Source organism: Sphingobium sp. DN12 (assembly GCF_051058005.1).
Classification (GTDB): Bacteria; Pseudomonadota; Alphaproteobacteria; order Sphingomonadales; family Sphingomonadaceae; genus Sphingobium; species Sphingobium yanoikuyae.
In genome coordinates, this window is sequence record NZ_CP173717.1 from 909,276 (window position 1) to 922,754 (window position 13,479).

The 13,479-nt window shown below is 65.2% G+C and carries 7 protein-coding genes; 3 read left to right on the top strand and 4 right to left on the bottom strand.

What is annotated here, in order from left to right:
- Nucleotides 1–48: 48 nt before the first annotated feature.
- The 4 genes from ACI6S0_RS04385 to ACI6S0_RS04400 all read right to left on the bottom strand — a co-directional run bounded on the left by ACI6S0_RS04385 (nucleotide 49) and on the right by ACI6S0_RS04400 (nucleotide 7,292).
- Nucleotides 49–3,264, bottom strand: coding sequence for an autotransporter domain-containing protein (locus ACI6S0_RS04385; protein WP_434405077.1), 3,216 nt, complete (start codon nucleotides 3,262–3,264; stop codon nucleotides 49–51).
- A gap of 102 nt (nucleotides 3,265–3,366) precedes the next feature.
- Nucleotides 3,367–5,811, bottom strand: a complete 2,445-nt coding sequence (locus ACI6S0_RS04390; protein ID WP_434405079.1) for a TonB-dependent receptor domain-containing protein — start codon at nucleotides 5,809–5,811, stop codon at nucleotides 3,367–3,369.
- A complete protein-coding gene (locus ACI6S0_RS04395; RefSeq protein WP_037507458.1) occupies nucleotides 5,795–6,724 on the bottom strand; it encodes a FecR family protein in 930 nt (309 codons plus the stop codon). Before ACI6S0_RS04395 ends, ACI6S0_RS04390 begins: the two co-directional genes overlap by 17 nt.
- A gap of 55 nt (nucleotides 6,725–6,779) precedes the next feature.
- Entirely contained in the window at nucleotides 6,780–7,292 is a 513-nt protein-coding gene (locus tag ACI6S0_RS04400) for an RNA polymerase sigma factor (protein ID WP_029547652.1), read from the bottom strand.
- 158 nt (nucleotides 7,293–7,450) lie between these two features.
- On the opposite strand from ACI6S0_RS04400, the gene ACI6S0_RS04405 reads away from it, so the two are divergent.
- From ACI6S0_RS04405 to glgB, 3 genes are all read left to right on the top strand, one after another.
- Nucleotides 7,451–8,656 carry a serine hydrolase domain-containing protein gene (locus ACI6S0_RS04405; RefSeq protein ID WP_434405080.1) on the top strand — a complete coding sequence of 402 codons (1,206 nt, stop codon included), beginning with the start codon at nucleotides 7,451–7,453 and terminating at the stop codon, nucleotides 8,654–8,656.
- 119 nt (nucleotides 8,657–8,775) lie between these two features.
- Nucleotides 8,776–11,241, top strand: coding sequence for a glycogen/starch/alpha-glucan phosphorylase (locus ACI6S0_RS04410; RefSeq protein WP_434405081.1), 2,466 nt, complete (start codon nucleotides 8,776–8,778; stop codon nucleotides 11,239–11,241).
- A 39-nt stretch (nucleotides 11,242–11,280) separates the two neighbouring features.
- The gene (glgB, locus tag ACI6S0_RS04415; protein WP_434405083.1) at nucleotides 11,281–13,455 is read left to right on the top strand and encodes a 1,4-alpha-glucan branching protein GlgB; all 2,175 of its coding nucleotides are present in this window, start codon (nucleotides 11,281–11,283) and stop codon (nucleotides 13,453–13,455) included.
- Nucleotides 13,456–13,479 lie beyond the last annotated feature (24 nt).

Genomic DNA, 13,479 nt, shown 5'->3' on the forward strand with positions numbered 1-13,479 from the left:
GACCGGGAGGGTCTGTGGGGTGTGGCCCGCCAATTCCTTATTCAGACGTCACAGGACGAAGTTAACCGTCGCCCGGAATGAGATTGCGACGTGATTTTGTTGTTCTTCCGCACCGAATTCGCCGCCAACGCGGAACGTGTCGGTGCCGCCATAGAGGCGGGCCCGGCCGGTCCAGCCGCTGGTGCGCTTGTCGGCGACCAGGACGAAGTCATCGCCATCCTTGAAATGGGCGACGGTGTCGCCGAGCGACCCGCCGATCAGCTGGCGGCGACCGCCTTCCAGTTCGAACCGCGCCCAGCCATCCTCGCGATTGAGGCTGCCGAAATCATAGCCGGCGGCGATCGTGCCGTTGGCGGTCATTTCGTCGCTGGTGCGGCCGTCGACCGTCAGGTTGAACGCGTCGCCGCCGCCGCTTTCGCTATAGCCGCCTTCCTTCAGGCGATAATAGTCGATGCCCACGCCCGGACGCAGGCTGAAGCGGTTGAACTGGAGCTGATAGGAAGCCCCGGCCGTGGCCGAATAGAGCTTGCCCGACCAGTCGCCGGTCGCCTTGCGCACGACATCGTCGAGGGTGAAGTTGCGGGTGCCGTCAAAGTCGATATGCGCCGCCGACACGCGCGCGAAGGCCTGGAGTGGCCCCCAGCTGCCGCGCCAGTGCGCCGCCAGTTCGAACTGGTCGGAATCCGCCGAGCTGTTGGAGCTGTCGCTGGTGTCCCGGCCATGGATATAGGCGAAGGAACCACCGAAGGCGCCAAGATCGGTCAGATATTCGACGCCGCCGCCTGCGCCCCAGCCATTAATGTCGTAGGAGGCGGTGTCGCCGATGCTCTTGGAGCTGCCGAACGCCACCTGTTGCAGCCAGAAGCCCAGCTTGCCGTCCTTGGTGCGGTAGATGCCGTTGGGATCGGACAGGATGCGCGCGGTCGCCCGCGAGCCGGCGGTGACGGCTTCGAAGGTGCTGCCGGAATGTTCGGGCAGCATCTGGCGCAGCGCACCGTTCAGCGTCTGGCCGTCGGTCACGTCCAGATAGGCCGACGCCATCGAGCTGTCATTGTCGAGCGCGTTGAAGATCGCCGAATAGGCCCTTGAAAGCGAACCGGTCAGGCCCAGTTCCGACGTCGTCTTTGCGGCGATCGACAGGGTCACGTCACCGGTCGTCGTGTCGCTGCTGACGCTGCCCTTGAACATGTAGGGCAGCAGGGTCGCGCTATCGAGCGCCGGGGTGCCCGACAGCGATGCGGCGCGGACGATGACATAGTCGCCTTCCGATCCGCCGACCTGGGTCAGCGCCACCTTCACCTTGGAACCGCTGGCGAAGCTGGCGGCGCCGGCGACGTCATAGACCGTGTTGGTGCCATCGGCGCCGTTGATGGTGACGCCCAGCGCCGAGCCGGAGGAGGCGCTGAGCGAGGCAAGCGCGATCGAACCGGTGTTGCTGGCCGCCAGCGTGCCGCCGTTCAGCACCAGCGCCATGTTGCCGCTGTTGCTGATCGCGCCGGTATAGCTGGAGGTGCCGTTCAGCGTCATCGTGCCGCTGGCGCCGCCAAAGTCGAGCGCGCCGGTGACGCTGGCGGTATCGGCCAGGGTCAGGGTGGCGCCGGTGCCGGCATAGCTGAGATCGCCGGTCAGGGTCGAACTGCCCGAGAGCGACAGGCTGTTATTGCCCGCGCCCAGGCTGACATCGCCGACGATCCGGCCGGCCGATACCGTCATGACGTCATCGCCCGAGCCGAGCTTCACGTCGCCGATGATGCTGGGCGCGGTCGCGGTCGAGGAGGCGAGCGCCTGGGTCAGCGTCACGCCGCTGCTGTTGGCGCTGAGGTCGATGGCGGTGTTGGTGAGGCCGCCGGTCGCCGAGATGGTGCCGGTATTGCTGAGGCTGGAAACGGTGCCCGAGGAATCGAGGATCGCGATCGCGCGGCCCTTTTCATCATCGGCGGCAACCGCCGCGACCGTGCCGCTGACCTTGATCGAATTGACCTGTGCGCCGGCATCGATCACCAGACCGCGCGCGCTGGTGTTGGCGAGCGCGGCGCCCGAAGCGGCGACGGTGCCCGAAATCTCGATCGCGTCGCTGGTCGCGCCCGAACCCAGGCGCAGCGCGGTGGCGTTGCTGTCATAAGAAATGGCGGTGATCGATCCGGCGACCAGAACGCCCTTGGATATGTCGACATCGCCGCCCAGACCGCCGATCACCATCGCATTGGCATCGACACCGTCATAGATGCCATAGCCCGCGATCGCGCCGCGCACGACCACGCCATAGCCCGAACTGTCGCCCTGGACCACGCCGATGCTGGTGTCGGCGCTGGCCGAGCCGATCTGCACTGCAGCCGCCGAGCCATAGTTGATGACCGTGGCAGTGGTTTCGGTGCTGTCGAGCAGGCCGTCATCATCGATGTCGGTGTCATCTTCGTCGTCATCATCGCTGGCGGTCGGCGCGACGTCGAACACGATGCCGCCGCTGACATTGCCGGCGATGACGAGGGCGGGGCCGCCCTGCAGCAGGTCGTCGGCATCGAGCTTGGTGACGTCGCTCGGGCGGGTGGTGGAGCGATAGCCGGTGCTGACGATCGTGCCCTGGATCTTCACTGCGCCATCGACATCGCCGAGCAGGGCGACGGCGGTGCTGTTCGCGCCCTTGGTGCTGATCGAACCGCGGATCGTGGCGTTGCCGTCGATATCGTTGGCAACCACGCCATAGCTGTTGTCGCCGACGACGGCGATGGTGCCATAGGTCGACAGATTGCCGATCAGCGTCGAGTTGACGCGGATGCCGGCGCTGTTGTTGCCTTCGATCGAGATCGTGCCGGTGGTGTCGATATTGCCGGTGTGGGCCGCACCGGATTCGACCAGGATGCCATTGCGGTTCGTCCCTTTGGCGAACGTGCCGTCAATGTCGCCGTCACTGTCCGTGTCGGTCGCGGTATAATCTTCCGTCAGCGTGATCGTGCCGCTGTTGGTGATGTTGCCGGTGGTGCCGGCCTTGACCAGGATGCCGGTCGCATTGTCGGCATCATTGATGGTCAGCGAACCGGCGTTGCTGACATTGTTGTTGCTGTCCATCGTGATCGCGGTGCCGCTGGTCAGCGTGATGCTGCCAGCCGAGCTGACCGTGATCGCATCCGCCGCGCCCGAGGCGACGGTGGAGGTTTTGACGGCGGTGGTGGTGGATGAACCGATCGTGGTTTCCGCCGCGGCATTGGTTGCGGTCATCGCAACCAGAACCGGGGCGATGGCCGTGCAGGCCAGCAAATGTCGCATGATATCTCCTCTGAATGCCGCGCCGTTTGATGGGCGCGTACATGCGGGAGGGACGTCGCCGCCGGGCGGGTTCCGTCAGGAAAAATGCCGTCCGGCGTGATTTTAGAAGGCGAAATCCAGGCCGATGCGCACGGTGCGGGGGCGCAGCGGCGTATAATAGTCGGTGCTCAGGTCGAACGGCGTGCCGAGCGAGAAACGATTGCCGTCGCTGTCGAACAGGTTGGTGAGCGAAAGCGAGAGTTCGACCGGGCCGCGCGTGACGGCCGCGGACAGGGCCGTATCGACATAATCGCCCTGTTCGCGGCCCAATATCGGCCCGACGCCCAGGCGCGACTTGCCGACATAGCGGGCCGAGGCCGACAGGTGCAGGCGCATGTCGTCGCCCAATGGCGCACGATAATCGGCAGCGACGCGGCCACCCAGATTGGCGACATTGGGCAGGGTCAGCGAGCGCCCTTCATAGGAAAGAGCGCGCACGAACTGGGCCGGCTGGGTCAGGCGGCTGTCATTATAGATGATCGAGCCGTCCAGCGTCAGCGGCGGGATCGGACGGATCACGATCCGGCCTTCCACCGTATAGATGCGTCCATCGCCGATATTGGCGGTGGTCGGCAGGCCGATGCGGTCGGTGACGTCAGCCTGGATGTCGCGCCAGTCGGTATAGGCGACATTGCCGCTGAGCGCGACCGTGTCCCGGCCCGGCACGCCCTTGCGGAAGCCCAGTTCCATGGTCGAGATGCGATCATTGCGGAAGCTGCGCGCGCGCTGATCGTCGACCGCCAGGCCACCGGGACGGAAGCCCTGTTCGAACCGGGCATAGAGGGTAAGTCCCTTCACTGCATCGCTGAGTAGCGAGAAGGAGGGGAGGAAGATGGTTTCGGAACGATCGGCCTGCGCCTCGACACGGGCAAGGTCGGCGACCGCCGAGAGCATCGCCACCGGATCGATCGCCTCGCCGCTGAGGCGGCTGTTGGTGAGGCGTCCGCCCACGGTGGCGACCAGCCCCTGGAGCGGTTCGAACGAGGCTTCGCCGAACAGGGTCGCTTCCGTGATCCGGTTGCGCACGCCGGTGGCCGTGGCAGGACGTCCGCGACCATAGACCGGGACGCCCGGCAAAATCTCGATCGCCGGTGCGCTCAGCGGGCCATAGCCGGTCAGCGACCGCTGGATGGTCGAGGTGCTTTCCAGATAGGAAACGCCCAGCAACCACCCCAGGCCATTGTCGAGGTCGCGCACCAGCCGGTTTTCGGTCGAGAAAAGTTCGACCTTGTTGCGCTGGCGGAACAGGGCCGGCGCGCCGCCCGGCTGGGTCGCGTCATAGCTTTCGGCCAGGACATTGCGGACATAGCCGGTCGAGGAGACGAGGCGCAGATCGTCCCACTGATGCTCGATCCGCGCATTGGCCAGGATATAGTCGGAATGATAGGGCTGGGCGACGCTGGAGGCGCGTTCCAGCCGGCCGACCTCGCGGCTGGCATATTGGGCGTCGTCACCTTCGATATGCTGGTAGGCGGTGCTGAGATCGATGGTCCAGTCGTCGGCCGGTGCGATCCGCAGCGTAGCGCGGCCGCCATAGGTGCGGGTGCGGTTGACGTCGTTCTTGTCGCGCAGGACATCGTCGATATAGCCGCCCTCCTGCACGCCATAACCGACGACGCGCAGCGCCACCTTCTCGGCCACGATCGGCAGGTTGAGGATGGCCGACAGGTCGCCGCCCGGATCGCCATGCTGGGTCGCCGACACGCCGGTCGAGATCTGGCCGCCGAACTGCGCGAGATTGGGGGCGTTGGGGATGATGCGGATGATGCCGCCGAGCGATCCGGCGCCATAGAGCGTGCCCTGTGGCCCTTCCAGCACCTCGACCCCGCCGACGTCATAGAGGCGCAGGTCCGGATCAGGCGCGGCATAGTTGAGGCGCATGTCGCCCAGATATTGGCCGGTCGTCGCCTGGGTCGGCCCGGCAACGCCGGAATCGGCGATGGCGCGGATGAACAGCTTGTTGCGGCCGGCGCCGGCATGGGTGGAACTCAGACTTGCGACGCGCGAGAGCAGCGCGGCCGTGCCCTGCGCCGCGTCGGCGGTCTCGAACAGGCCACCGGTCACGGTTTCGACCATGCCGGCATAGCGGGGCAGGGGAATGTCGCGCTTGGACGCAGTGACGATGATGTCGGCCGGCGGTTCCTGCGCAACCGGCGCGAGTTGCATGGCTGCGACTGGCGTCGGCGATGGCGGCGGAGCGCTCTTGCGGGCACGGACGATGCGCCAGGTGGTGGCGTCGATCTGTTTGGCCTTGGCGCCGCTGCCGCGCAGCAACTGGGAAAGGGCGCCCGCGGTCGACATCCGGCCCCGGATCGCAGGGGTGGCGATGCCGGCCAGCGACTGGTCCGACATGCCGATACTGGCGCCGGTTTGACGGCCGAGCGCCACCACCGCCTCGCCCAGGCGTCCCGGAGCGAGGTCGATCGACTGTCTGTCCGCCGCTCGCGCGGGCGATGCGGCCGCTATGGCGAAGGCGGTGACGAAAAGGACGTCAGTTTTGCGACCCATCCCCTTCCTTCAGCAGCCATCCATTCCCCTGTCGGATGGCGGACAGCCCCATCAGGGGCGCGGCAGCGGCGAAGAAGCGGGACGGATCCCGTTCCAGCCGGATCGTGCCGGTAAAGCGCATGGCCTGCGCGCCGGGTGTCGCGGCCAGCGTCACGCCCAGCGAACGGGCGATATCCTGGGTCACGTCGCCGACCGGTGCATTGGCATAGATGAGCTGGCCCTGGCGCCAGCTGGCGACGGCCTGGGGCGCGACGTCCATCACGCGCAGCCCTTCGGCGCCATCGCTCAGCGCGCGGCCGGCGGGCAGCGAGATGGCTTCGGCCTGCGGATTGTAGATGACCTTGCCCTCGGACACGCCGATGCGGGTGGCGTTGCCGCTATGGACGATGTTGAAGACGGTGCCCGCATCCTCGAACACGGCGTCGCCGACGGTCACGCGGAACGGATCGGCAGCGTCATGGCGCACGGTGAAGGCCGCTTCGCCCGCGTCGAGCGCGGCAAAGCGCGCATTCTTGCGGTCGAGGCGCAGGGTGGTGCCGCCGTTCAGTTCGATCCGGGTGCCGTCGTCCAGCGCGATGCTGCGGGTTTCGCCGGGACGGGTGGTGATGCTGTAGATGTCGCTGCGGTTGAGCAGGCCGACCGAGACGGCGGCGACCAGCGCGGCGGCGATCGCGCCGCCGCCGATCCAGCGCAGCGGGCGGCGGTGACGTTCGCCGGCATCATTGGCAGCAACAGGCATGACGACGGGTTCCGCCGGAACCATGTCCGCCAGATCCGCGTCGGCCGCCATCAGCGCATCATAGGCGGTCGCGCGGGCGGGATCGCCCTCCAGCCAGATGGTGAAGGCGTCCCAGTCGTCAAATTCGGGATCGCGCGTGCGGATCACCCACCCGAGCGCCTCCTCGTTCATCATGGCCTGTGCCCTGTTCATTTCTTGCCCCTTGAAGAGCCAGACGCCGCCGATCCGCTCATTCCGTATCCAGACTTTGCTTGAGCGCAAGCATCGCCCGATAGGCCTTTTGCAGATCCTTCTCGACCGTGGTCAGGCTGACCCCCAATTCCTCCGCGATCAGCCGCTGGCCGACCCCCTCTATGCGGAAACGGCGGAACACCAGTTCGACGCGGGGGCCAAGATCGGCCAATATGCCGCGCGCCTGTTCCAGCCGCTGATTGAGGATCATGCGTTCGTCGACCGCCAGATCGTCATTCGGGTCGGCCATCACGCCTCCGGCGCCTTCGGCCCAGTCCTGCTCGCGCCGCTCGCGCCGGGTGGCGGAGCGATAGCGATCGAGCATCAGGTTGTTGGCCATGCGATAGAGATAGGGCAGGGGATCGGCGACCGGCCCCAGATCCTTGGCCTCCAGCTTCATCCACATGTCCTGCAGCAAATCTTCCGCATCCTCGCCCGCACCGCGCGCGCGCAGGAAGCGCAGCAGGGCAGCGCGATTCTGGAAGAAGATAGCAGAAAGGCCCGTGGCCATGCCTGTGGTGCGTCCGGTATTGGCGATCAGGCGGGTTGCCATAGAGGCAGGGGTGGGGTCTTGGCAATGGCAAGGCGCGGATCGACCGGTCATGGCCTGAAATCATTTACCTAGTGCGCGGCTTGCTCTAGCCCGTTTCGGATATGGCAGGAGCGGACATGGCGACAGCGAAAGTGACGGATGCAGCAGCGGCGAGGGCGGCGGGGATGGACCCCGACCGGCTGGACGCGTTGGTGGATCATCTGGACCGGACCTATGTGCAGAGCGGCAAATTGCCGCATATGCAGATGCTGGTGTCGCGCGACGAGGTGCCGTTGCTGTCGGTCAGCCGGGGGCAGGCGCGCGCGACCGGCGAGCCGTTGCAGGCCGATGCGCTGTTCCGTATCGCGTCGATGACCAAGCCGGTCACCAGCGTTGCCTTCATGCGGCTGGTCGAGCAGGGCAAGGTGGCGCTGGACGATCCAGTGACGGACGTGCTGCCCGCATTTGCCGACCTTCGCGTCGGGGCGGACGGGCGCGGAAGGATGACGCGGCCGATGCGGATGATCGACCTGCTGCGCCACACATCCGGCCTGACCTATGGGCTGCAACGGCAGACGCCGATCGACGCATGCTATCGGGAACTGGGGCTGGACGAGTTCCAGCAGAAGCGGTCGTCGGACGAGTTCATCGCCGCGCTGGCCAGCCTGCCGCTGGAATTTTCACCGGGTGAGCGCTGGAATTACGGCGTGTCGACCGATGTGCTGGGCGTGATCGTCGAGCGGCTGTCGGGACAGGATCTGGAGACGCATTTTCGTCAGAATATCTTCGATCCGCTGGGCATGAAGGACAGTTTCTTCACCTTGCCTGAGGACCGGACCGACCGACTGACCGATGCTTGGGGGCTGGGCGAGGACGGGTTGCGGCTGCGTGACCGGGGCGCGGCCAGCAGTTGGCGGCGCAAGCTGCGTTTCCGATCAGGCGGGGGCGGGCTGATCTCTTCGACCGCCGATTATCACCGTTTCGCACGGATGCTGCTGCGCGGTGGCGAGCTGGATGGGGCACGACTGTTGCAGCCCGAAACGGTGGCGCAGATGCGGACCAATCATCTGCCCGGCGGCGGCGACCTCGCCAGCATGTCACAGGCGATGTTCAGCGAGGCGGATTATGCCGGGGTCGGTTTCGGCCTGGGCTTTGCGATGACGCTGGCGAACCAGCAATTCTACTGGGGCGGGGTATTCTCGACCTATTTCTTCATCGATCCGGTCGAACGGCTGATCGGCCTGTTCATGACCCAGCATCTGCCGTCCAGCACCTATCCGGTGCGGGCGGAATTGCGGGCCGGGATCGGGGCGGCCATCGTCACGCGACGCGGTCGGGGCTGAGGCAGGCCAAGCCCGCAGAAAGAAGCGGGAAAAGTCCATGCTGCGCTGCAAAAAATGGATTGGCATGGCGAAGCGCGCTGTGCCATCATCCCGGTGACTCATAGAGGGAGATCCCGGCCATGAATCTCAAGGGCGAGACGCAGCTTCCCAAGCCGGCACCCCGGCAGGTTGATCCGCAGATTCTGGCCCATGAGATTGTCGAGCGATTGACCTATCGCATCGGCAAGGATGCCAAGGCAGCCAAGCCGCACGACTGGCTGCATGCCGTCATCCTCTCGATCCGCGACCGGGTGATCGACGCCTGGATCGAGTCGACCCACAAGACCTATGAGGAACAGGGGCGCAGGGTCTATTATCTGAGCCTGGAATTCCTGATCGGCCGGCTGATGCGCGATGCGGCATCCAATATGGAGATGCTGGACGATTTGCAGGCCGCGCTCGACTCGCTGGGCGTCGACCTGGACCTGATCGCCGCGCTGGAGCCGGATGCGGCGCTGGGCAATGGCGGCCTGGGGCGCCTCGCCGCCTGCTTCATGGAGAGCATGGCGACGGTCGACATCCCCGCTTATGGCTATGGCATCCGTTATGTGAACGGCATGTTCCGGCAGGAGATCAGCGACGGCTGGCAGGTGGAACTGCCGGAAAACTGGCTGGCGCACGGCAATCCCTGGGAGTTCGAGCGGCGCGAGGCGAGTTACGAGGTCGGGTTCGGCGGGCGTGTCGATCCGGCCGAGTGCGAGGATTGCGGCCCCTATCAGATGAGCTGGCGCCCGGCCGAACGGGTGATCGCCACCCCCTATGACACGCCGATCGCGGGCTGGCGGGGCAAGCGGGTCAATACGCTGCGCCTGTGGGAGGCACAGCCGATCGACCCGATCCTGCTCGACAAGTTCAATGCCGGCGACCATCTGGGCGCGCTGTCCGAAAGCAACCGGGCCGAGGCGCTGACCCGCGTCCTCTATCCTGCCGACAGTTCGCCGGCGGGGCAGGAATTGCGGCTGCGGCAGGAATATTTCTTCTCCTCCGCCTCGCTGCAGGACATTGTCCGGCGGCATATCCAATATTTCGGCGATGTCCGTACCCTGCCGGACAAGGCGGCGATCCAGCTCAACGATACCCATCCGGCGGTGTCGGTGGCGGAGCTGATGCGCATCCTGGTCGACGAGCATGGGCTGGATTTCGACGAGGGTTGGGACATTGTCCGCCGCACCTTCGGCTATACCAACCACACATTGCTGCCCGAGGCGCTGGAAAGCTGGCCGGTGCCCTTGTTCGAGCGGCTGCTGCCCCGGCACATGCAGATCGTCTATGCCATCAACAGCCGCTTGCTGGGCGAGGCGCGCAAGTCCGGCCAGTTCGACGATCATGCGATCGGCACCATCTCGCTGATCGACGAGGGCGGCGAGCGGCGGGTGCGGATGGGCAATCTCGCCTTTGCCGGATCGCACAGCGTCAATGGCGTGTCGGCGCTGCATACCGACCTGATGAAGGTCACGGTCTTCGCCGACCTGCACAAGCTTTATCCCGCGCGGATCAACAACAAGACCAACGGCGTCACTTTCCGCCGCTGGCTGATGCAGTGCAACCATGGCCTGTTCGAACTGATCCGCGAGGCGATTGGCGACCGCTTCATGGACGATGCCGAGGCGCTGCGCGAGCTTGACAATTTCGCCGACGACACCGCCTTCCAGGAGCGATTCCTGGCAGTGAAGCGCTTCAACAAGGTGGCGCTGGCCGACCTGCTGCGGAAGCGGATCAACGCGCGGATCGACGCCGACGCGCTGTTCGACATCCAGATCAAGCGCATCCACGAATATAAGCGGCAACTGCTCAACATCATCGAGGCGGTGGCGCTCTATGACCAGATCCGCTCGCATCCCGAAAAGGACTGGGTGCCGCGGGTCAAGCTGTTCGGTGGCAAGGCGGCGCCGAGCTATCATAATGCCAAGCTGATCATAAAGCTGGCGGGCGACGTGGCCCGCGCGATCAATCATGACCCGTCGGTGCAGGGACTGCTGAAGGTGCAGTTCGTGCCCAATTACAATGTCTCCATGGCGGAGATGATGATCCCGGCGGCGGACCTGAGCGAACAGATTTCGACCGCGGGCATGGAGGCGTCGGGCACCGGCAACATGAAGTTCGCGGTCAACGGCGCGCTGACCATCGGCACGCTGGACGGCGCCAATGTCGAGATGCGCGATCATGTTGGCGAGGATAATATCGTGATCTTCGGCCTGACCGCGGCCGAGGTGAACCAGCGCCGGGCCGAGGGGTATAATCCGCGCGCGGTGATCGAACAGAGCCGGGAACTGGGGCAGGCGCTCAATGCCATTGCCAGCGGCGTCTTCTCGCCCGACGACCCCAATCGCTACAAGGATCTGATCCAGGGTATCTACGACCATGACTGGTTCATGGTGGCGGCCGATTTCGACAGCTATGCCGCCGCCCAGCGCCGGGTCGATGGCATCTGGCAGGATCAGGCATTGTGGGCGAAGAAGGCGATCCACAATGTCGCGCGCATGGGCTGGTTCTCGTCCGACCGGACGATCCGCGAATATGCCGCCGACATCTGGAAGATGGGGTGATAAGAATGGCCGCTATCGGCGGAGACGGGAGATAGGAGCGTGCTGACGCCGGAGCAGATCGACCGGCTGGTCGAAGGGCGGGATGCCGATCCCTTCGCGACGCTTGGCGTGCACCCGGCCGATCCTGACAGCGGCAAGACCGGCTTTACCGCCTGCGTGCTGCTGCCCGATGCCGTCAGCGTCAGTGCGCAGACGCTGGATGGCAAGCCGGTCGGTGAACTGGCGCTGATCCACCCGGCTGGCCTGTTCGAAGGCAAGGTCAAGATCCGCAAGCGCCAGCCGCTGCGCTATGAAGCGCATTATGGCGATGGCGGCCGCTATGCGACGATCGATCCCTATGGCTTTGGCCCGGTGCTGGGGCCGATGGACGATTATTATTTCGCCGAAGGATCGCACAAGCGGCTGTTCGAGAAGCTGGGCGCGCATCCGATGGAGCATGAAGGGATTGCCGGCACCCATTTCGCGGTCTGGGCCCCCAATGCCCGGCGCGTGTCGGTGGTCGGCGACTTCAACCGCTGGGACGGGCGGCGCGCGGCGATGCGGCACCGGCAGGATGCGGGCGTGTGGGAAATCTTCCTGCCCGAAGTCGGCATCGGCCAGCCCTACAAGTTCGAGATTGTCGGGCCGGATGGCTTGGTGCTGCCGCTCAAGGCCGATCCCTTCGCATTCCGCTCGGAACTGCGCCCGTCGACCGCGTCGATCGTCAACGGTCCACCCGCGCATATATGGGGCGATGCGGATCACCGCGACCATTGGCAGAAGGCCGATGCGCGGCGCCAGCCCATCTCCATCTACGAAGTGCATGCCGGATCATGGCAGCGCGACGAGAATGGCGATTTTCTGCATTGGGATGCGCTGGCCGAGCGGCTGATCCCCTATGTCGTGGGCATGGGCTTCACCCATATCGAGTTCCTGCCGATCAGCGAATTTCCCTATGATCCGAGCTGGGGCTACCAGACGCTGGGCCTTTATGCGCCGACCGCGCGCTTTGGCGATCCGGCGGGCTTTGCCCGCTTCGTCGATGGTGCGCACCGGGCGGGGATCGGCGTCCTTCTCGATTGGGTGCCGGCGCATTTTCCGACCGACGAGCATGGCCTGGCCCGGTTCGACGGCACCGCGCTTTATGAACATGCCGATCCGCGCAAGGGCTTCCAGCCGGACTGGAACACGGCGATCTACAATTTCGGCCGGCGCGAGGTGGCGGAATATCTGACCAACAATGCGCTCTTCTGGGCCGAGCGCTATCATGTCGACGGGCTGCGGGTCGATGCGGTCGCCTCGATGCTCTACCTCGATTATTCGCGCAAGCCCGGCGAATGGATCCCCAACGACCATGGCGGGCGGGAGAATGTGGAGGCGGTCGCCTTCCTCCAGGGGATGAACAAGGCGCTCTATGCGGATTCTCCCGGCGTGATGACGATCGCCGAGGAATCGACCAGCTGGCCGCAGGTGTCGGCGCCGGTGCATCAGGGTGGCCTTGGCTTCGGCTTCAAATGGAATATGGGCTTCATGCACGACACGCTGCGCTATCTGGCGCGCGAGCCGGTGCATCGGCAGCATCATCATGACGACATCACCTTCGGCCTGCTCTATGCCTTCAGCGAGAATTTCGTGCTGGCGCTGAGCCATGACGAGGTGGTGCATGGCAAATCGTCGCTGCTGCACAAGATGGCGGGCGACGACTGGCAGAAATTCGCGACGCTGCGGGCTTATTATGCCTTCATGTGGGGCTATCCCGGCAAGAAGCTGCTGTTCATGGGCCAGGAATTCGCCCAGCGCGCCGAGTGGAGCGAGCAGCGGGCGCTCGACTGGAACCTGGTCGACCATGCGCCCCATCATGGGGTGCAGTTGCTGGTCGGCGATCTCAACCATCTCTATCGTTCGCGGCCGGCGCTGCATGCGCGCGATTGCGAGGCGGAAGGGTTTGAATGGGTGCTGGTCGATGGTGCGGCGGACAGCGTCTTTGCCTGGCAACGGCGGGCGCCCGGCCACAAGCCGATCGTCGTCATCAGCCATTTCACGCCGGTGCTGCGCCATGGCTATCGCATGCGGCTGCCCGTGGGCGGTCGCTGGCGCGAGATACTCAATAGCGATGCGTGCGAATATGGCGGCAGCGGCGCCGGCAATATGGGCGTGGTCGAGGCCGATGAGAGCGGATGGGCGAACATAACCATCCCGCCCTTCGGAACCTTGATGCTGGAACTGGACTATTGATACCGAGGAACGCGTGCAGGCGGT